The 21,823-nt window shown below is 38.6% G+C and carries 19 protein-coding genes; 10 read left to right on the forward strand and 9 right to left on the reverse strand.

What is annotated here, in order from left to right:
• Window positions 1–355 precede the first annotated feature (355 nt).
• The 7 genes from D9O48_RS12880 to D9O48_RS12910 all read right to left on the reverse strand — a co-directional run bounded on the left by D9O48_RS12880 (window position 356) and on the right by D9O48_RS12910 (window position 9,191).
• Complete coding sequence (locus D9O48_RS12880; RefSeq protein WP_126973389.1) at window positions 356–1,399, reverse strand: YncE family protein; 1,044 nt, start codon at window positions 1,397–1,399, stop codon at window positions 356–358.
• A gap of 57 nt (window positions 1,400–1,456) precedes the next feature.
• Complete coding sequence (locus tag D9O48_RS12885; protein ID WP_126973390.1) at window positions 1,457–2,635, reverse strand: alpha/beta hydrolase; 1,179 nt, start codon at window positions 2,633–2,635, stop codon at window positions 1,457–1,459.
• Between the two features lie 50 nt (window positions 2,636–2,685).
• The gene (locus D9O48_RS12890) at window positions 2,686–3,930 is read right to left on the reverse strand and encodes a hypothetical protein (protein ID WP_126973391.1); all 1,245 of its coding nucleotides are present in this window, start codon (window positions 3,928–3,930) and stop codon (window positions 2,686–2,688) included.
• A 5-nt stretch (window positions 3,931–3,935) separates the two neighbouring features.
• Window positions 3,936–6,128, reverse strand: a complete 2,193-nt coding sequence (locus D9O48_RS12895) for a TonB-dependent receptor plug domain-containing protein (protein WP_126973392.1) — start codon at window positions 6,126–6,128, stop codon at window positions 3,936–3,938.
• A gap of 2 nt (window positions 6,129–6,130) precedes the next feature.
• On the reverse strand, window positions 6,131–6,916 hold the full coding sequence (locus tag D9O48_RS12900; RefSeq protein WP_126973393.1) for an ABC transporter ATP-binding protein: 786 nt from the start codon (window positions 6,914–6,916) through the stop codon (window positions 6,131–6,133).
• Between the two features lies 1 nt (window position 6,917).
• Entirely contained in the window at window positions 6,918–7,988 is a 1,071-nt protein-coding gene (locus tag D9O48_RS12905) for a FecCD family ABC transporter permease (protein WP_126973394.1), read from the reverse strand.
• A gap of 111 nt (window positions 7,989–8,099) precedes the next feature.
• A complete protein-coding gene (locus D9O48_RS12910) occupies window positions 8,100–9,191 on the reverse strand; it encodes an ABC transporter substrate-binding protein (RefSeq protein WP_126973395.1) in 1,092 nt (363 codons plus the stop codon).
• A gap of 585 nt (window positions 9,192–9,776) precedes the next feature.
• Here D9O48_RS12910 and D9O48_RS12915 point away from each other — a divergent pair.
• From D9O48_RS12915 to D9O48_RS12935, 4 genes are all read left to right on the forward strand, one after another.
• The gene (locus D9O48_RS12915) at window positions 9,777–11,903 is read left to right on the forward strand and encodes a T9SS type A sorting domain-containing protein (RefSeq protein ID WP_126973396.1); all 2,127 of its coding nucleotides are present in this window, start codon (window positions 9,777–9,779) and stop codon (window positions 11,901–11,903) included.
• 1,054 nt (window positions 11,904–12,957) lie between these two features.
• Window positions 12,958–13,458, forward strand: coding sequence for a hypothetical protein (locus D9O48_RS12925; RefSeq protein ID WP_126973397.1), 501 nt, complete (start codon window positions 12,958–12,960; stop codon window positions 13,456–13,458).
• Between the two features lie 97 nt (window positions 13,459–13,555).
• The gene (locus D9O48_RS12930) at window positions 13,556–13,900 is read left to right on the forward strand and encodes a hypothetical protein (protein ID WP_158624893.1); all 345 of its coding nucleotides are present in this window, start codon (window positions 13,556–13,558) and stop codon (window positions 13,898–13,900) included.
• A 1-nt stretch (window position 13,901) separates the two neighbouring features.
• Window positions 13,902–14,354 carry a hypothetical protein gene (locus D9O48_RS12935; RefSeq protein WP_126973399.1) on the forward strand — a complete coding sequence of 151 codons (453 nt, stop codon included), beginning with the start codon at window positions 13,902–13,904 and terminating at the stop codon, window positions 14,352–14,354.
• Window positions 14,355–14,494: 140 nt separating this feature from the next.
• Here D9O48_RS12935 and D9O48_RS12940 read toward each other — a convergent pair whose 3' ends face one another.
• Window positions 14,495–15,163: a helix-turn-helix domain-containing protein gene (locus D9O48_RS12940; RefSeq protein ID WP_126973400.1), complete on the reverse strand. Its 669-nt coding sequence runs from the start codon at window positions 15,161–15,163 to the stop codon at window positions 14,495–14,497.
• 113 nt (window positions 15,164–15,276) lie between these two features.
• On the opposite strand from D9O48_RS12940, the gene D9O48_RS12945 reads away from it, so the two are divergent.
• The 5 genes from D9O48_RS12945 to D9O48_RS12965 are packed head-to-tail and all read left to right on the forward strand — an operon-like array spanning window position 15,277 to window position 19,801.
• A complete protein-coding gene (locus D9O48_RS12945) occupies window positions 15,277–16,758 on the forward strand; it encodes a phytoene desaturase family protein (RefSeq protein WP_199750572.1) in 1,482 nt (493 codons plus the stop codon).
• A gap of 9 nt (window positions 16,759–16,767) precedes the next feature.
• Window positions 16,768–17,613, forward strand: a complete 846-nt coding sequence (locus D9O48_RS12950) for a phytoene/squalene synthase family protein (protein ID WP_126973401.1) — start codon at window positions 16,768–16,770, stop codon at window positions 17,611–17,613.
• 18 nt (window positions 17,614–17,631) lie between these two features.
• Window positions 17,632–18,150 (forward strand): isopentenyl-diphosphate Delta-isomerase, encoded by a 519-nt coding sequence (idi, locus tag D9O48_RS12955; protein WP_126973402.1) that lies wholly within the window; start codon window positions 17,632–17,634, stop codon window positions 18,148–18,150.
• A gap of 21 nt (window positions 18,151–18,171) precedes the next feature.
• Window positions 18,172–18,651, forward strand: coding sequence for a sterol desaturase family protein (locus D9O48_RS12960; protein WP_126973403.1), 480 nt, complete (start codon window positions 18,172–18,174; stop codon window positions 18,649–18,651).
• Entirely contained in the window at window positions 18,626–19,801 is a 1,176-nt protein-coding gene (locus D9O48_RS12965; RefSeq protein WP_126973404.1) for a lycopene cyclase family protein, read from the forward strand. Before D9O48_RS12960 ends, D9O48_RS12965 begins: the two co-directional genes overlap by 26 nt.
• Here D9O48_RS12965 and D9O48_RS12970 read toward each other — a convergent pair.
• Window positions 19,798–20,229 (reverse strand): DUF2141 domain-containing protein, encoded by a 432-nt coding sequence (locus tag D9O48_RS12970; protein ID WP_199750573.1) that lies wholly within the window; start codon window positions 20,227–20,229, stop codon window positions 19,798–19,800. The genes D9O48_RS12965 and D9O48_RS12970 overlap by 4 nt on opposite strands.
• A gap of 277 nt (window positions 20,230–20,506) precedes the next feature.
• Between D9O48_RS12970 and D9O48_RS12975 the strand changes: the two genes are divergently transcribed.
• Window positions 20,507–21,796: a hypothetical protein gene (locus D9O48_RS12975; RefSeq protein WP_126973405.1), complete on the forward strand. Its 1,290-nt coding sequence runs from the start codon at window positions 20,507–20,509 to the stop codon at window positions 21,794–21,796.
• The last annotated feature ends 27 nt before the right edge of the window (window positions 21,797–21,823 follow it).

The following is a 21,823-nucleotide window of genomic DNA, read 5'->3' on the forward strand; positions in this document are numbered from 1 at the left end:
AGAAAGGTGATGAAGAGAATGAAGGAGCGAAGCTACTCTTATTACTCTTACATTACTTCATTTTCTTCGTGTTTACATCGATCACAAACCTGGTAGAATTTATCTAATGTAAATGAACAATGCTTTTGGTTGATTTTCATTGAAAAATGAAGAAAAGTAAAGGTGATGAAGAGAATGAAGAAGCGAAGCTACTCTTATTACTCTTACATTACTTCATTTTCTTCGTGTTTAAATAATGAGCTGTGAAAATCTGCGTGGAATAGGACGTCTTTAGAAAGGATTTTGTCCGCGTTATCTGCGGGAAAATTATTGGTAAACAAAAAAGAGGTTGATGTAACCACCAACCCCTTTCATATTATTTAACCGAAATTAATGTAACAATATCACCGTTCGGATCAGGTTGAGCAGGTTTCGGTGCTTCACCTTCTGCCGGTCTTGGAGCGGCTTTTGCTTTGTTGCTTACATATGCATTTCCTTTTTTGTCTAATGCAATTGTATTCGGATGTGAACCGGTTTCTAAAGTTTTAACGATTTTGTAGGTAGCTGCATCGATAATTGTTACAGTACCGTCGCCACGATTTGCTACATAAATCCAGTTTTTAGCCGGGCTGAAGTTAATTCCCAAAGCACCTTTACCGGTAACAATGGTTTGTAATAATTTACCGTTATTGGCATCTAATACAGTAACATCTCCATTACCCTGATTGGTAACAAATAATCTGTCAGTTTTAGCATCTAACACCAGGTTAATAGCGCCTTTACTTCCAGCCGGGAAGCTATCAATCACTTTATTTTCTTTCAGATCGTAGCTTACTACTTTATCAGTTTGCATATTAATAGCATACAAACGGTTTTTTCTGGTATCAAGAGCTAATCCGGTAATAGACAAACCGGCGTTTTCAATAACGTGGCTGAAAGTATTGGTTTTACCATCAATTACCCAGATACCGCCGCCTACATCAGAAACATACACTTTGCTGTTGTTTTCATCTACTACGATTTCGCGGGTATGAGATTTATCTTTACCGTGTTTGATCGTAGCGATGATTTTACCGGTTTTCAGATCAATGGCATGTACCGAATTACCTCTTGTGTTCGATGTATATAAAGTTTGTGTTTTTTCACTTAAACCTAAACCGAATGCCGGTGCAACAGATACGTCGATGCTGTCTTTAACGGCTAAAGTCTGAGGATCTAATTTATATACTTTACCTGCGCCTTGCTGGCCACGGGCACCTGTTCCTGCAACATATACTGCATTTGCTTTCTCACTGTATACGATTTCATACAAACCGTTACCAGGTTTTACTTTCTGCGCAACTGTTTGAGCTGATACTTGTTGGCTTGCTCCTGCAACTAAGGCCAATACGGCTGCCAAACTTAACGTACTTTTCAACATGTTTTTTTGGTTATATAGTGAATAATAATTGTTAAAAAACTCTTTTATAAGCTGTTGTTATTGTTGAACGATTGATGATAACCACTCATATACCGATGGAAATGCCAGTCTCCAATACCAGGCTCCGTGTCGCCCGGTAGGATAAATAGTGGTTTTGATGTCGGGGCCGGCAACGAGTTTTAATTGTTCAACTGCCAGTTTAACATCGTGGTGCATTTGTACTCTGCTGCCGTCGGGTTTGATTCTGTTTTCATTATCGCCGGCATAGAAATAGTAATGCTGTGTTTGAATAGCTTTTTTGTTTTTCAGCTGGCTGATTTCTTTCAATGTATTTCCTTCATCCTGCCAGATAGAGGGAGACATTACGCCCAATCCTCCGAATACATCCGGGTATCTTAAACCGGCGTATAGAGTAATAAGCCCACCCATCGAACCTCCGGCCATCCAGGTAGTTTGTTTACCAGGTAAGGTTCTGTATTTTTTATCGATAAAAGGTTTTAAGGTTTTTACGATAAACTCCAGGTATTGTTTGCCATATACCTCAGGAAAGTCGGCATTCGGATGAATATAATACTCTCTTTGTCTGCCATCTTTGTCGTGATGGTGTTCTATTGCCACTACGATACAAGGGTTTTTAGCAGCGTCCATTACTTCATCTACTCCCCATTCCAAAGGGCCCAGACGACCGTTGGAAGTAGCTTCATCAAAAACATCCTGTCCGTCGTGCATATATAAAACCGGATATTTCTTCTTTGACTGTTCATAACCTTTCGGCAGATATACCCAGATTCTTCTGTAAACATCCAGTTGTGGCAGATAAAAAGCGGTATCGATTAATGTTACCTGAGGGGAGGCCGTTGATGCCGGAAAGTCATCACGCCATGCGGGAATTACACAAGAGATGGTTGTATCATTCTGAATGATCGCATTACGGGGTGCAACCAGTCTGCCATCTTCAGTAGATTCCAGTGTATTCCAGTCACCGCGGGTAAACTTGTACTCAAACAATCCCTTCGGAACATTTTGAATAAGTACTGTATACTTTCCTTCTCCTTTAGAAGTGAGCGTATAGTTTTTATCACCCGGTGCCCATCTGTTAAAAATACCGGTAACGTAGATCGTTTCATTCCGGTGCTGCTCAGGTAGTACGGTAATATCAATCGATACCGTATGTTGTGCCTGTGCTGCAACTGAACTGAAAATAATAACTGCAAAAAATAATACTAACCGATTCATTGATAACTGTTCTTTTACGCAACCGTAAAACTTATTTTTTTTGAACTGATTTATTGAATAGTGATTTTATAAATACCTGACACAGAACCACCTTCAGATACGTTGAATAGTTGGGTAGCGGAAGTTCCGGCACTGTTTAATTCATAGTAACCGTTGATGTTTTTGCTCGGTGCATTTACGCGCAATACAATCTTACCGTCTAATTTCTGAATACCATAGGCGCCACCTGAGTTGGTTGACAAAGGAATATTGTTGATTTTTGTTCTAACCTTAGTGGTAGGGTTGATGGTATAAAAGTCCCAGATTTCAGAAAAGTTGATATTACCGGTCGGGCCACCGGTGAGCGACTCTGTAGGAATAGTGGTGTAAATAGTACCGTTATCAACCATCACGTTTACGAATTTTCCGCCGGTCATAATATCATCCATATTGATTTCCCAATTATCGAAATTTGTTTCATTGGCTTTAATGCGGAGTAATTTAGATTTACCGCCGATTGCACTGCGGCCTTGTGTTACGATATATAAATCACCATTGGTATCAAACGAAAACATTTCATTGTCGTTAATGTAAGTGATACCACCTGTTTCGTCGTATTCGATTACTTTTTCGAAATTACCTGTTGCAATATCAATGACTGCTACAAAAATGCCGCTGAAGAAGTCATCAAACATGCCGCTTTGTGCTGCTGTGTTTTTCCCATAATGTATATCAGCGAATAATTTTCCGTTTTTAACTGCCAGGAAGTGTTGACCAATGGATTGGTTATTAATGCCGGCATCGGTTTTTTTGATATTTGATTCAAAATTCCACTCACCGGTACGTGATAAAGTGGTAGGGTTGAATCGTTGAATCATATATGGTTTGTCAGCATCCCAATAGAAGCCTGAAGTTTCGTTCTGAATCACGAAGTTTCCTGATCCATTGATCGTGTTATTCGTTTTAATGAAACCACCTGAAGAAACAACACCGGTTGAGCTTACGGTTAAACGTTCAATTCCTTTTTCATTAGCAGAAGTATTGAACATTTTAAACAACCAGTTATTGTAAGGACGCCATCCGCCCATTCCCTGGCCCTGTAAAGTTCCATCACCGATATTAGAAATGGTTCCGGTTGGTTTGGTAGTAAAAGCAGAAGTATAACCGGGTTTGGTTAAAACGTTCTGACTCATCGTCATTATCACGTATACTTCGTTTTTTGTTTCTTGTTTTTCATCGTCATCTTTATTACAGCTAACGAAAACAGTCAGTGCTGTTAAGCACCATAATATAGATTTTAATAAAGGTGATCTCATGATATTTATTTATTTTTTGATTGAATTGTGTACACTACTTTAAAATGAAAACTTCTGCCAGCTTTTTGAACTCTGTAGTTATCGTATAAATCTTTGTTCAAAATGTTTTTTACTTCAAAACCCATGGTGAGTAAATTTCTCAGGGGTGCGTAATTGATACCGGCAGATAAAAAATGTTGGTCGGGGATGATCAGTTCTGTATTTACAGTTGATTTTCCGAATAATCCCAGAAAACCTCCGGGCTCTAAACGTTTAGGAATTGTTTCCAGATAATATTCTCTTACAAAGCTGTAATAGCTATATAGTTTTAAAGCATCATTTTGTTTAAAAAGATGCTGGAATTTCGCGTTTAATCCTGCATTTGCAAAGAAGTAAGGAGTGTTTCGCAAGCGGGCATTATTCTGCCATTGATCAGTAGACGAATTGATGTTAAACAAACGTATATCCTGCCAGGTGAAGTTGGCATTCGCTGAAAGCACTTTACTGAAATGGTATACACCGTCAGCTTCCATTCCAAAACCTTTTACATTTTCTATATTCTGATATTGTGCGTAAGGTGCCTGAATCGGAATTAACAGAATAAGATCTTCGGTTCGGCGATAAAATGCATTGACTTCAAAGGAATTGTTCTTTTCGTTTGATAAACGGTATCCTAAGTTTATATTTAAGCTTCTTTCAGGTTTTAAAGAGAAGTTGGGAACAGTCCATAAGGCATCACCGAATATTTCTTCCTGATCAGGTAGCCGGTTGGCCAGTTCGGCAGAGAAACGGACAAATGAATATTTATGAATATTATATTTGATAGCACCACCCACTCCGAAATTGTTACCGGATTGTTTTACCTGATCGTTTTCTGTAATGATTCTCGATTGCCAGGCTTCAATACCTGATGATTGATAGTGATAATTCTTAAACATCACTAATGTTTCGAAGGCTCCATCCAGAAATTTAGAAGAGAGTCCGATGCCGGTAACCAGTTTTTTATATCCGGCCGGGATGCTGATAATGGAAGTTCCTGTACCATCTAACTTTGGTCCGTAGGGATCAGTACCTTTCTGTTGTAAATCGGTGTAAACATTATTGATTTCAATAACGTGATTTGCATTTAGCTGATATTTAATAAAGGTACGGCTGGTAGTGTTGGTATAGTCAATATCAGACAATGCGGCCTGACGGCTTTCTCCGATTCGCCCCGGAACGGGATAAAAGTTGCCATACCAGTCATATCTTCCCGAAAGCGTATCTATCCGTTGTACATTCACTACATTATGTACAAGAAACTGATCGATGAACAATTTATTATTGAAAAAAGATTTCTTATATCTCAGTGTCGGTACAATTGAAGACTGTTTTCCTTTTACTGCACCGTAAGGGTCAGTCATCAGGGCAGGATAGTTTTGTTCTCTGTTGAGATTGAAAGCCGTTACGGAAATTTTTAACTCATCGGCCCACTTACGATTGGTGACCCCGCCACTTACTTCACCATACACATTGTTGAATGCATTGTGAAACAACCGTACGCGGTCATATTGCTGATTACTGGTAACAGGGTCAGTAACTTTTACTTTTGCTTTATAATCATTGTCTGAATAATTATAGAAAAAATCTACCGACGCAAACCATTTTTTTGCATCATCGGTGTAGTATCCGTTTAAGGTATAGCGATGTGTATTAAAAGAAGCTATTTCGTAAGAAGTACTTAATTGTTGATTGGCTGACCGGCGGCTAACAAGATTTACAGCTCCCCCCAAAGCATCGGTTCCGATTGAGATGGGCAATACTCCTTTATAAATTTCAACTCTTTCCAGGGTGTTTAACGGGAGAGAAGCAATATTAAATCCGTCTCTTAAATAATCTACCGGAATACCGTCTTTAAGATAACGGATAGCTTTTCCCTGAAAACCGTTTACAGAAATATCGGTTCCCGAACCCAATCCGCCCGATTGACGTATTCTGATACCCGGAGAACGGTTGATTAATTCGGTAAGTGTTGCAGCCTGTTCCTGTACTTCGCGTGTATTAACTACTGAAATTTTTACATTTTGTTCTGCTGTGCGTTGCGAGGCCGATTTTGCTTCAATTACTACATTCTCCAATACCTGTACTTTAGAAGTGTCTTTGTTCTGGGCATGAACTGTTTCATTCAGGCCGACAACTCCTGTAAGTAATAAAAAAGTATGTAGTATTTTATATTGCATTGTTATTTGATTAAACTTTCTACGTGAACCTGTATCTGCCCGCTTTGCAGGGTTTCTACAATTGCATTGACGTTATATACACTGGCAAGCAGGGATGCATTGAGTATTTCGTTGGGTTTTCCGTGCGCCGCTATTTTACCTTTGTGTAAAACCAGTAACTCATCTGACCATCTGGTAGCGAGGTTGATATCGTGTAATACCATCATTACAATCTTACCTTTAGCAGCATATTCTTTTACGAGTTGCATGACGGCGACCTGATGTTGTAGATCGAGCGCGCTGGTAGGTTCGTCGAGTAAAAGGATGGCCGGCTCTCTGATGATAGCCTGGGCCAGACTGATCATTTGTCTTTGGCCACCAGACAACTGGTTTAATGGTTCCATTGCCAGTTCAACAAGATCCATTTGTTCAAGTACATCAAAAGCTTTTTTTCTGGCTTCCGGTAAACGCACACTGATCTGATCGAAAGAGGACGCTTTGAGGGCGCTGATTAAAGATTCAATGGCATTCAGTTCAATATCTTGCGGTAAATATTGAGGCATATAACTGATGAGCGCAGCCTTTTCACGTAGTGATAAATGCAGGATGTTTTTCTGATTCCATTGCATTTCACCTTGTGCTTTTAATAAACCGGCCATGCTTCTGAGCAGGGTAGATTTACCGGCTGCGTTCGGGCCAACTAAAGCGGTTATTACACCGGGTTTAAACGGACCGGCGTTGATTCCGCTGATAATATTTGATTTACCGGGATAACCGGCTGTGATATTTTTTAGTATGAGCTGTTCCATTTTACATTCTCCTCCCTTTTTTAATGATGAGATAAATGAATAATGGAACACCGGCTAAGGCGGTAACGATGCCGATCGGTAACAATACACCGGGAATGAGCATTTTACTGGCGATAGATGACAATGACATAATTAAAGCCCCGGTGAGTAAACTCGCGGGAAACCAGTAACGGTGATCTTCTCCGATGAGCATCCGGGCAATATGTGGCCCTACTAATCCGATAAAACCGATCGTACCAACGAATGCAACGGCTGTAGCCGCCAGTAAGCTGATCCGGAATAAAGAAGCGAAGCGCAATCGCTGAACATTAATACCAAATCCTGCTGCGCGGTCTTCGCCTAAACGTAAGGCTGTCATTTTCCATGCTGCGCTAAATGAAAATGGCAGTACAACAACCAGCACGATGGTTAAGAGTTGTACTTTATCCCAGTTAGAACGGGCTAAACTTCCCATACTCCAGAAGATAACCTGTTGAAGGGCTTCAGGAGTAGCTATATAATGTAACAATGCAACCAGTGCATTAAATGTAAAAACGAGTGCAATGCCGAATAATACAAGAATACCTACTCCCGCGTGTAACCATTTCGAAACAGCTTGCAATAAGAGCACGGATGCAAAGGCAAACAAAAATGCGTTTACTGAAATGATCCAGTTATCCGGTACTCCCGGAATGCTGATTCCTGCAATAATCGCCAATGCTGCACCTAAAGTAGCACTGGCAGAAACGCCTAATGTAAAAGGACTTGCCAATGGGTTGTTTAAGATGGTTTGCATTTCAGCCCCGGCCAGTGATAATGCCATACCAACCAGTACAGCCATGATCGCATAAGGCATTCTGATCTGCCAGATGATTACTTTGGTACCATCGTCTACTGCACTGCTATTAAAAAGACCAATCAGAACGTCTTTAATAGCCAGCGAAGAAGGACCTAAAGCAATATCAAAGCAAAAAGCTGTTAAACACAGGAGTGCTAAAACACCGATGATCCATTTACGTTTATGCTGTAAACGGTGAAAGTCTTCTTCTGCCTGTTGTCTCGCTGTATGTTGTATAGTTATATGATCGGTCATTCAGTAATACTTACGGCAATCAGCCTGTCATTTTAGAAAAAAGGATATTGGAATTTTAACACTAAGAATAATTAAAGTCGTATATCTATCGGACGAAAAGTATAAAAGTTGTTATTCATAAAGGCTGATCCAGTAAGTTCCGCTCAACGGAACGGATAAGAATTTTTCATTTAATTCTTTCAGAGAGGCTTCCGGATTAATATCTTTAAAAAGGGTTGGGTGTATCCATTTTGCCATGCACTCCGCAGCAAGAATGTTGAACGGAGAGGCATAGAATAAATGCCACAGGCCATAGACTCTTTTCTTTTGAACCGCCGGTAGTTGTGCTACCAGTGGGTTTTGAATTCTTTTATTAATAGAACCTATTACTTCGTCTTTGGCTACATCAGCACCTAACACGACTCCTTTACCACGGAAAATATCCGTACCGGTAGCAATGTAGATCTGTGGTTGTTTGCTGATCACAAATTCCTGGCTTAACTGTCCCACTGCACCGGGAAGAATATCAGCTCCGATGTTGTGTCCACCTGCCAGGGCAATAAAACTACCGAGGTTAGTTTTACCGGGTGAGTTGAATTCGCTTTCAGCCATTCCTGCTTTCATATCCATGAAAACAAGCGGTTTGGCCGGTTTTGCAGTAGCAATACGGTCACCGATCAGTTTGATACGGCTTTCATAAAATTTGATGAATGCTTCTGCGCGGTTTTCTCTCTGAAGAAGCTGGCCGAGTAATCTTATACTTGGCACCGTATTTTTAAAAGGGTCGTTTCTGAAGTCGATAAAAACAACCGGAATGCCGGCTGCTTCCAGCTGTGCAATTTGTTCTTTTGCAGCGGGGCCGGGGCCATGACCGTTTGCACTGAAAATAGCTACATCAGGACGTGCAATAATGGCTTTCTCTACCGAAAAACTCGCGGCATTACTGCCGGTTACAGGAAGTTTCTCGATTGCCGGAAATTGCTTCAGGTAGTGTTTATATTCTAATGTTTTTTTGAAATCGTCTTGCCAGGCAGCTACCAGCGCCACCGGATTGGCATCGAGAATATTGAGCGTAACAATATCCCTTCCTTCTCCTAAAAGCACTTTTTTAGCAGGACGGGATAATTTTACTGTTCTTCCCAAAACGTCTTTTACAGTAACAGACTGGGAAAATACCGGTGTAATTGCTAAACAGAAAATAAGACTAAGCCAGACAAACCGCATAATTCAAATATTTAAACTGTAGTTAGGATAGTTGTTCGTTTTTCAGCTTCACTGATAAGGAAGCGAAGGAAGAAAAAGCACGTAAACCTACCTTCCTTCCACAATCAGCCGGCAAATTACCCGGTGACAGGAGTAAGGTGTTTATTAAATGCGGAAATTTTGGCTCGAAAAAGGGAAAATAATATTGATTTTGAACGATTTAATGCGTTATTAATGTTTCTTGAATCAGGTAAATGGGTATGATAAAAATGTAGCAAAACCGGTGAAGATTGAATATGCTTCTTTTACATAGTTGAAATATTATAATGTGTTCTGAAGTCTAAAAAATTGGTAAGTGGGCCGACAGAACTAGCAGAAAATCTGACCTGTGTAAAAACGATGAATCAGCAAAGGCAGACAATCTTAAAAAATAACCCTTAGTGCTTCATAAGAGTATCGTAGAGGTAATAAAAAGTGTAATTGCTTAAAAAGAAACGCTTATTTATGATTTTTTTCACGAAGCTCACTCACTAAGAATACAATTTTTGCGTTCTTATAGTACTAGTTTAAAAATATAGTTAAAGTAGTACTTATAATTTGCACAAAATGTTTACAGAAAACTGCCGATTCAACCGGTATGGCGTGATCACCGCTGTTGCGTTGCTTTTCTCCTCTAATTTAGCTGCTCAGTTAAACAGGCCCGGAAAAGAAGCTGTTACACCCAACTCAACAGAGAGCAGAGTTATTTTTTATGAAGGCTTCGATGTTCCGGATGGCGCACGACACACGAGTCCTTACTTACAAACAGGCGCTAATTCTTACATTTTTGCTAATCCATTGTTGCTTTATCCTACTCCGATTCCTACCGGCGCATGGACCTCCAACGCTACAGAATGGCAAAAAACTGCGAAAGACTTACAGAATGACCACTATGCAGTGGTATCACCAAAAGACATCATGAATAGTGTTCGTCTGGTTGAACCTTCACATACACCGTTCTGGAATAGCTGGACGAGCCTCATCAACCACGGTAAAGATGCGGATGGTAATGTAAACGGTGGCGCTATGGTGGTAAATGCGGGAACTACTCCCGGAGTTTTGTATGACCGTGGTGTAATACTGCAAAGAGATAAGTTTTATAAACTCACATATGATATCTGGATAGAAAATTCACCTTCCTGGTTAAGGCTAAATTTTTTATATCAGAACAGCTCCGGCGCAAGAATTGGTTTGGGTGAATATCTGGATGGCGGTCATTGGAGTTCAGACCGCCGATGGAAAACACAAACGGTTTATTTTTCACTCCCCGCCAGTGCTTGTGTAAATCAGGATTATGTAATTACCTTACAGAATCATTGGATGGCTAATAATGGAAATGATTTTGCACTGGATAATATACGTTTGGTGGAGTTAACCGGAAATCCGGGTGGTTCCGTAACTACTATAAAAACAGCCTGTGATGTACCTCCGGTGGCTGATGACGATATGAGTCAGGGCAATAACCGTAATGCAGGTAATGGAGTCGTTACCGTAAATTATATTCAGGGAGACTATCTGGCCAACTTACAACCAGCTACTACGAATACTGTTAAATTCTCATTTGTTGTACCTGAAGGAGGTTCGCTGAATTCAAACAGAGATGAAGTAACTGTATTGGGTGAAGGCAGATGGAAACTGAATAATAATGGAACCGTCACCTTTACACCGGTATCCGGATTTTTAGGGAACCCTAAACCAGTTCAATATACGATTACAGAGAATAGTACACAAATGACATCAGCGCCGGCAACGATCAGCGTATTGTATACTTTTCTCGTGAACCCTTCAGCAGCAGATGATATTTACGCCGTAGATCCCAGTGTCACTAATACCGCTTACAGAGCAGATATTTTTGCCAATGATAAAATCGATGGAAATCCGGCTTCCAATACAGGTACTATTGTAGAAGTTGTGCATCCATTGAATCAGGGGGCGGTTTATCGTCAAACTACTGCACAGGGACTTCCACCGATTGCTGTACCGGGAGAAGGTGTATGGACTTATGAAGTATCCACAGGAGTATTTGTTTTTAGTCCACAAGCCGGATACGTTGAAAGTCCTACACCGTTATATTACCGTTATCAGGAGCCTGCAAACAAGGTATGGTCGAATTGGGCCGGTATCTTCTTTAATGCCAGTACGATTATATTGCCTGTAGAAATCAAAGATTTCAGAGGAATGTTTGTTAATAGTAACGTAACACTCAATTGGAATGCCACAGCGGAAATCAATAGCGTGGGTTATTATGTGGAGAGAAGTAATGATGGTATTTACTGGACAACTGTCGGGTTTGTAAATACCCTTAGTGAACAGGGTAGTAGTACAAAGGATTATCAGTTCAAGGATAATCAACCTGAAACAGGTGTTAATTATTATCGCTTAAAACACAAGGATGTAAATAACAAACTAACGTATAGTAAAATAATATCCTTACGCACGACTGCCGTTTTAATCAACGGTGTTTACCCGAATCCGGCAGATCAGTTTGCGAACATCAGTATAAGTACCGTAGGGCGGTATACGGTTAGTCTGATTAATATTTCAGGTCAAATCGTTCAGCAACATGTAGTGAATGTAACGCATTCGCACCAGTTGTTTACATTACAACGGAATAATGAAAAGGCAGGCTTGTATTATGTAAAAATCACTGATGCCACTGGTAATGCCAGCATTACCAAGTTGATTTTCCGATAGAATACTATGGTTGTATTAAAATAAAAGCCGGTGCGAATTTTTGCACCGGCTTTCTTATTAAAGTGCTGGCACGATACTAAATAATGGGGCGTGTCAGCGATTGCATTTGTTTTAATCGTAATAAGTAAGGCTTGAACAGCAATCGCTGCCGGGCTATTCGCTTCTACTCCTCGCTCGTACCTCGCAGCGGGGTAACCGCTGCTATCCCTCACGCAATAGAAACTATTCAGATATACTACCAAAAAAATCTACAAAGCGTACAAATGAGCTTTTTGCAAAAATACATTTTGGAAATAAAACTGTAGAGGAGTTTATAATCTCACAAAGGTATGAAGCCGGTTTGTACAGTAAGTACAACCAGTATTACGGTTATGTGTTTTATACCGGAAGGAAGGGATAAGACAACCGGTTGACTTTTTAACATAACCTGCGGTATAATTATTTATATACCACGGGTTTTGTTTGAGGGGAATGAAAGCAGTATAAATGAAGTCAATACCTTTATGGTCTGTCTTAAAAGATACAAAAAAATCCTGAGTTTACCAAATTTTGTACCTATGATATAGACCGTAATTAAGTCTCAGAATATCTTCAGCTTATAAAAACGTCAATTGTTTGCACAATAAGCATTGGCAAATTATAATCTGTCTTTTATATCGTACAACCTCTCTTTTTTATAGATAATCTTTTAATCATTGATATAACACCAAATTTCACGGCCATTATAGTGTTATAAAAAATATAGTACCCTTTATACTGTAGATTTATGAATCGCTCAGCTCGATGTCATCCCCTCAAAGCGATATTTTACGAGCAATCACAATATCCCCAGTCGGAAGTGCTTTGCACAAAAGCGCCCGGCAGATCCGGTTTTATACCTGCATGCTGTGGTAATAACTATACTTACGAAGTAAAGAAATACACAGATTGCGCTTGTTAAAAAAAAGAAGATCTAACTGAAAACAACCGACAGACTCATTTTTGAAACAATTACAGTGGTATATTACCGTTTATAGATAGAAACTCCTATCTTTTATCTATAAGTTCAACATAAATGAAATCATACCTCTTTATCATAGCAGGTTTGCTGCCTGGGTTGGTAAGTTATTCCCAGGAAAAACAAATCCTTAAACTGTTAAACGAACAGCTCGAAAAAGAAATCCGCTTTCAACAGCAGGATTCTGTAAATTACAGAGGTGAACACTTTGAAATAGTTCAGCCTTATACTATTCATGAAGGTATATTGAGTGTAGCGATCAAAAAAAGGAATTTATATGATAATTCGTTTTTTGTAGAGAAACAGGAAGTGCCTTTGAAATTACTGAACTCCGTTTTAAAAGATATTAATGTGCTGATGGAAGCTGAAGGAAAAGTAGTAAAAATTACCCGTACTCCGGAAATTAGTAAAGATGTTAAAGACACTGTTGTTCATTATACTGATCTTTTTTTTCTGCATTTTTGTTATGAACAACAAAACGAATATCTGGCAGATGCACTGATCAAAGCATTTAAAAAAGCAAATCTGACTATTGTAAAAAACGGTTGGTATGATTAAAAGAATGTTTATACTTTTTGGATGTTGTTTTTTATATACTGCAGTGAAAGCACAACATCCGGATACTTTAGTATCGATTAAAAATTATTTGCAGTTTATGCGAAATAATATCAACACCCACGAAAAAACAAATAAGATAAAAGTGAGTGTGTATGATAGCCTGATTCGTTTAGGCACAGCCCGCGAAGAACAATTAAAGACTTCTTTAGCATCATTGCAACATCAATCAGACACAGAATATCCCGAAATGATAAAATCATTTCATTTTATTATGCAATCGCTGGTAATGTTGAAAATGGACCTGAAACAGAATAACTACGAGCACAATGAAAACAGCCGGAACGAAGTGATTTATCTGAATAAAAATATTCCGGTTCTTATTGATAAAATGTACTACTTTCTTGAAATTGAAAGAAAACTAAAACTTTCAAATACCAATTAATATGAGCGACCACAGGTTCCGTGATGAAAACAAAACCTTACGTGATTACCAACAGGAAGTTTGGGTGAAGTGCACAGCTTGTGAAAGTAAGGCTATTGCACGGGCCAACTATGAAATAATGCAGGCTGAGCTCATTTGCACCGCATGTGGTTATAATAAAAAAGTTACTACACAGGCTGAAGTGATGAGGGGCATGAAAGCCAATGTAAAAATGGCTGCTCATGGTTATTTTGATAATGATTTATGGCTGCAACACCCTTTTAAAAATGATATTTTCTGGGCATACAATTTAACCCACCTTGAATACCTCGAACGCTACATTGCTGCCGGCTTACGCGAACATACTGACCGCACACATTTTACATTACTTGAAAAGTTGCCTAAGTTTTATCATGAAGCGAAAAACCGGGAAACACTGTTGAAAATTATTCAAAAACTAAAACTCAAAAGCTGATAGGTACAAGGAAGACGTTGTAAATTGAGAATGAAGAATTGACTCTTTATAGTGAACACAACAAATGATATTCATTGGAAAAACAGCGCAGCCGTTAATTATTAATTAATCTAAATAGTTTACTCATCATCTTTTGAAATTTAATCTACAGGTGAAATGTCAAAATAGGAGAGAAGATCATCCAATGAGCCTTTCCGGTGATTAACAAACAAATCCCTGTGAGGATTATCCAGCTTCTGAAGTAATTGTAGTAGTTGAATGGTTTCTGCTTCTGAAAGTGGTGCCATGACCATTTCGGTAACCCTGGTTACTTTCTTCAAAGTTCTGAAAAATTCATCACGCCCCTCTTCTGTAACTTGTAACCACTTACTCCGTCGGTCTTCTTCCGAAGGAAACTCAGCAATTAATTCTTTTCTCAGTAATCTTCTTATAATTTCAGTACCGGTAGGTTTGGCCTGTATATGTCGTTCAATGAGTTTTGAAGGGGTATAAGGACCCACATATACCAAACTCAATACAAACGCAAATTCATCGTAAGTTTCGAAGGAGCTTCCTTCCAGTGCCAGCTTAACGTAATTCATCTTATACCTGTTCAGCGCAGTGATCAGGTTTGAAATCGTGTTTTTATGATTTCCACCCTTTCCTTTTCCATGAAACTTTAAAGACTCTATAGAAACATCCTTTTCTACTTTTTCCTGTTCTAACAGCCATCTCGCAAAATCATATTTATTGATAGACTGGTCAGGGTTTAATAAAGAGTAGCTTTCGATATCCCGAAATAGGGTTTTTATAAATTGAAAATCAACCATAAATGATTATTTAATCATTGAGGGGCAAATTTATTAAATTTTAATAGTATATTTTTGTACATTAAAAGTATGTTTTTGAATTATTTTTGCTTAATTTGTTGAAAACTTAGACTTTGGCAAGAATTATTGTAATAGGATCGGGTATTTCAGGAATGGTAGCCGCTTGTTACCTGAAAAAAGCGGGCCATCAAGTAACAGTGCTGGAAAAAAACAGTTCGGCAGGAGGTAGGGCAAGAAAGTTTGAAGACAAGGGGTTTACATTTGATATGGGACCCAGTTGGTACTGGATGCCAGAAGTTTTTGAATCTTTTTTTCACGATTTCGGATACAACTCAGGTGATTTTTATGAGTTAAAAAGATTATCACCCTCTTATTCGGTCGTTTTTGAAGACAGGAAAATAGATATTCCAGCGAGTACAAAAGAACTGGCAGATTTGTTTGAAGAAATTGAACCCGGTAGTGCTGCTAAACTCACTGCTTATCTCGAAGATGCTTCGGTGAAATATAAACTGGGCATGAATGACTTTGCAAAAAAGCCTGCACTGAGTATTACCGAATTTATTAATAAAGACGCTCTCAGTGTTGTCAATAAGCTGCAACCGTTTAGAAACATGGAGCAGCATGTAAATAAATATTTTCAAAATCCGGTTATCAGAAAAATCATGCAGTTCCCGGTTATTTTTCTTGGAGCGATGCCTGACCGTATTCCTGCCATGTATAGCTTAATGAACTATGCCGATTCTTGTTTAGGTACATGGTACCCGATCGGAGGAATGTTTAAAATTGTTGATGCTATTCACAAAATAGCAACCGGCATTGGCGTTGAGTTTAAGTTTAATGAGAATGTAGAAGAGTTGGTGATCAATAAAGGAAAAGTGTGTGCGGTTAAAACATCCGGTAACCGGTTTGATGGAGATACTGTAATTGCTTCAGGAGATTACCACCATATAGAACAACTGCTACCGGTGAAGTACAGACAATATGATGAAAAATACTGGAGTAAAAAGGAGATGGCTCCATCCTGTTTATTATTTTTTGTAGGAGTAGATAAAAAACTGCCTGTTCATCACCATACTTTATTTTTTGATACAGGTTTTGATCAGCATGCCCGTTCTCTTTATAAAAATCCGGAATGGCCCCAAAATCCGCTGTTTTATGTTTGTGCACCTTCTGTAACCGATAACACTGTAGCACCGGAAGGAAAAGAAAATCTTTTTATTCTGATACCCGTTGCCGCAGGTCTGGACGGTGATACCGAGACCCGCAGGAACGATTATTTTAATCAGGTTATCCGTCGATTAGAAGAACAACTTCAAACAGACGTTGCACCGCATATTATCTATAAAAAAAGTTATGGTATAAAAGATTTTTCTACTGATTATCATGCTTATCGGGGTAATGCTTATGGTATGGCTAATACGCTGATGCAAACCGCTTTCGGAAAACCCCGGTTGAATAGTAGAAAAGTAGAAAATCTGTTCTTTTGCGGACAATTAACTGTTCCCGGGCCGGGTGTTCCGCCTGCTTTTTTATCAGGAAATATGGCTGCAGAGGCAGCTGCAAAATATTTAACTAAAAAACTCATTCACGCATAACCATACACCATGAATTCGATATCGCTTTTTACTAAAGCCGGGTTTAAATGCAGCCGGCATATAACACAAAGCTATAGCACTTCCTTTTCGTCTGCTATTAATTTGTTACATGCTGATCTGCGTGACCCGGTTCACGGTATTTACGGATTAGTGCGTTTGGCCGATGAAATTGTTGACACTTTTCATGACTATAATAAAAGAGAATTATTAGAAAAGTTTAAACACGATACTTATGAAGCCATTCATAACCGTATCAGTCTGAACCCCGTTTTACAAAGTTTTCAGATAACCGTTAATAAGTATAATATAGAGCCGGCATTAATAGACGCTTTCTTTGATAGCATGTTTGTTGATCTCGATAAAAAGTCATGGACTACCCCTGACGAGTTAAATAAATATATTTATGGATCTGCTGAAGTAGTAGGGTTGATGTGTTTGAAAGTATTCTGCGAAGGTAATCAGCAATTAACTGATGAGCTCAAGCCAGCTGCCATGTCATTGGGTGCAGCCTTTCAGAAAGTAAATTTTTTGAGAGACCTTAACGATGACCTGACACATCTCGAAAGACAATATTTTCCATATGTTGACCTGAAGAATATTTCTCAAAAAGATAAGGAAGCTATTGAAGCAGATATTCTGAAGGATTTTTCTGATGCTTACAAAGGTATTATACTCCTCCCCGTAAAAGCCAGATTTGGTGTGCTGGTTGCTTATAAATATTACCTGTGTTTATTCCATAAAATCAAAAACCTACCTCCTGAAGCTTTGTTTAAGAAACGCATCAGGGTTCCGAACTTTCAGAAGGCATTGTTGTTGATGAAAGCAGGATTTGAAAGACCGTTTCAATTGGGATGAAATAAAAACAAATGATCAATGAATACACATGATATTATATTAGTGGATCAACACGATCAGCAAGTTGGCACCGGTGAAAAACTGGAAGTGCACCAAAACGGTTGGTTGCACCGTGCATTTTCTGTAGTTATCTTTAACAATGAAGGAAAGATGCTACTGCAAAAAAGAGCTTATAAAAAGTATCATTGCGGTGGTTTATGGACCAACTCCTGTTGTAGTCATCCCTTTCCGGGTGAAGATACTTTTGTGGCAGCCCATCGCCGATTGAAAGAAGAAATGGGGTTTGATTGTGAATTGACTTATCACCATCATTTTATTTATAAGGTTAAATTGGAAAACGGTTTGGTTGAGCATGAACTCGATCATGTTTTTATTGGAGAATATAACGGATTAATTGTACCCGATAAAGATGAAGTAGCCGATTTTCGTTTTGTATCACTCGATGTTTTGAATGAGGAAGTGCATAAATATCCCCAACGGTTTACTCCCTGGTTCCTGATTATTCTGAAAAGAATAAATACATTATTATCTTCGTAAGTTTTTTAAAACACTTTTTCCATGATATACATTTTATATTTTCTGGTTACGATTGCTGTGTTTGGTGCGATGGAATGGGTGGCATGGGCAACCCACAAATATATAATGCATGGCTTTATGTGGTTTTTACATGCAGATCATCATCAGCCACATGAAGGTAAAATGGAAAAAAACGATTGGTTTGCAGTTATTTTTTCCATTCCGAGTATCCTTTGTTTTGCATTGGGTGCCAAATATGGAAATCCCTGGTTATATTGTGTAGGATCTGGCATTTTATTATATGGAATTGCTTATTTTCTCGTGCATGATATAATTGTACACCAAAGAGTCAAATGGTTCTCACGTTCAAAAAATCGTTATATCCGTCAATTAAGATGGGCGCACAAAATGCATCATAAACATCTCAAAGCTGAAAATGGTGAATCATTCGGATTTTTGTTTGTAGAAAAAAAATACAGAGACAAAATTAAAAGAGATGAACAACTTCAACAGAAAGACTGAACTTGTTGAACAATATGATTATGCTATTATTGGTGGTGGATTATCTGCATTATTATTGGTATTAGAGATACTTAAAAATCCTGACACAGCTAATAAAAAGATTATACTATTCGAATCTTCTTTCAACAACTATGCCCCACGAACCTGGTGTTTCTGGGAAAAGAACCGTATAACGTGGGATTTCTTAGCCAGGCATAAATGGCAACAAGCCAGTATTCACTATCAGCAAGCTGAAGTGGACGCTTCCCTGTATCCATATAGCTACAAAATGATTGAAGCTGATGAATTCAGAAAATATGCTTTCAGTGTTATAAAAGATTCAACCAATATTGAACTGAAGGAAGCTACCGTACTGAAAGTAGACGGAGATGCTATACTCAACATTCATACAAAAGAGAAAATATTTACTGCAAAGTATGTGTTTGATAGCAGGTTTAACCTGCAATTGCTCAACAATTATAAAGGAAATATTCTTTATCAGCAGTTCAAAGGAAATTTTTTGAAAGCTGAGAAACCTGTATTCGATGATACTTCTATCCGCCTGATGGATTTTCGGATGGATCAGACAAATGCAGTAGCTTTTTGTTATGTATTACCGGTTAACCGGTATACGGCTTTGATAGAGTATACATTGTTTACGTCTGCTGTTGCTGACTGGAAACAACTTGATCAGGGATTAAATCAATATTTAACTGATTTCTTCGGAAACATACAATTCGAAACAATATCAGCTGAGCGTGGAATTATTCCGATGACAGATTACCGGTTCAACAGCGGGCATCCCGGAATCATTCCCATAGGAACAGCCGGCGGTTGTTCCAAAGCCTCTTCCGGGTATACGTTTCATTTTGCAGAAAAACATGCAAAAGCTATTGTTGCAGATCTTCTACAGCATAAAACACCCCAACCGTATTATGAGTTAATTCCTGCAAAGTTTCACTTTTATGACCGCGTTTTGTTAAACATCCTAAAGAAGTATCCTGAAAAAGGGGCATCGGTTTTCTATCGTTTGTTTGAAAGAAATAGAACAGAAGATGTTTTAGATTTTTTGAATAATGAATCAACACTCCGGCAGGATATTAAAATTTTTACCACGCTACCTGTTCCGCTTTTTCTTCGTGCAGCCCTGAAAGAAATTTTCAGGTTTTAATTCAACCTGACTGCGATTGTTTTTTTAGTCTCAGAAATACTCACTGCGGCCTCTTCAAAATTAGGTGCTCTGAACATCGGCTTAATTGTTCCGGAAAAGCCATATTTTTCTTTAGGTATTCCGAATACGTTAGTATCTAATACGCCGTTATTATTGGTGTCCAGAAAAACTACTACCGCATATTTGCCGGGAGGCAAATCTCCGAGATCAATCGTAACCGACTGCTGTTTTTCTACGGATACAATCTTTTTCACTATTGCCTTTTCCGTATCCATATAATCTTCTGAACTGCTATAAACACCCAGATATATTTTCCCTTTTTTATTTTCAATATGATCAATAACTGCCTGCACCGGAACAATACTTCTCTGCGATACATTCGCCGTCAGCATAATAGTAGTTAAAAAAGTAAGAAAGATTTTGTACATGCCGATTGGTTATATTCAAATATAAACAATAGTCAGGGTAAATAAAATTTCAAATGTTCAGTGAGTAGTATCAATCTTTTTTGTTAAGTCAGGTAAAATTATGTTATTGATTAGATAACAACTTACTTAAAATATTCAATCCTCTCTTCGCTGCTTAAATTGTATTTAAAATTGCTTCTTTGATCAAAGGCAATTTTTTTTCTCTTCATATAAAATGGCATTGTTTTTTTTAGCAAACTCATTGTGAAATGTTTTTTCACTTCTAATAATCCTACATATGAAACGAATCTTTATCTATTTGTCTATTGCTTTAGTTAGTTGGAATCACATGAACGCACAGTGTGTGCCGCCGCAGGCAGCCCCGGTAGTTGATTGCGGTACAGGTACCTTATTAACGGATGGGGCTAATATTAATTCCGGACAGGTATTTTATACAAACGGTGGTGGTCCTTACCAGAACGTAAACCTGAACGGTGGTACATTGGTTTTATGCGGTACTGTAACCTTTAATAGTATTAACTATAACTCAGGTACTTTAATTATCAAAGAAAACGCGGATGTTACTTTTAGTGGTAGTTATAATTCAGGCGGTAACCACTGGTTTTATAATTATGGGAATGTAACTTTTAATCTGCCGGTACAAGTTTCCGGCAATAGTACTTTCGTGTATAATGCACAAAATGCTACTATTAATGTGAATGGTAATATGGCTGTTTTGAATGGTGGACTTTTTATTAATAATGGAACCACTATTGTTCAGAATGTACTGCTGAATAGTGGTGCCAATGTTTGTTTAGGAAATCAATCGATCGTTAATATGACCAGCTTTACCAATAACCAGACAAATGCTGTGAGTGTAGGTTCGGGTTCTGCCTGTGTAAGTTATTCCGGAACTTTCGGTGGAAACAATCCGGTAACAGCTTCAAGCGGTTTGCGGATCTGTCAGCTTGCAGGAGCATCAGCACCTGCACCGGCAGTAGTAGGTACGGCAGTTTTCACACAAAACTGTGGAAGCTGTATTTCTATTCTTCCGGTTACCTTAGAATATTTTCGCGGAAAAATGTCGGGCAATCAGGTTCAATTAGAATGGAAAACCTCAATGGAAGAGAATGTTGCCGTTTACCACATACAGCAGTCTGTTAATCAATCAGAATTTACTACTGTTGCTGAAGTTGCGGCTAATAACCAACCCTCTTCTTACCAATACTCGCTCAACTTAACCGGGCCTGTTTCATTGCGGTTAAAAATAGTTGACATTGATGATCAATTCTCTTATTCAAATATAATTGCCTTACGGCCGAATGTGGCGAATATGAGTATTAAAGTAAAAACGAATCCTGTAACAGGAGGTGTCGCTCAGGTACATATCCTGGCCGCTAAACGAGAACAGGGACAAATCAGACTGGTTGATCAATCCGGAGCTGTACGTTTAAGTCAACCCGTTCAATTGAACGAAGGAGAGAATAATATTCGTATTAATATGCAAAGCCTGGCAGCCGGTGCTTATTATATTATTTATGAAGGTGGAAGCGGAAAAACTGCTCCGGTGGCCGTAATGAAACAATAATAAAAGCACCCGATAAAATTTTTCGCC

Origin of the sequence: Gynurincola endophyticus (genome assembly GCF_003991195.1) — a bacterium.
GTDB classification, from domain to species: Bacteria; Bacteroidota; Bacteroidia; order Chitinophagales; family Chitinophagaceae; genus Gynurincola; species Gynurincola endophyticus.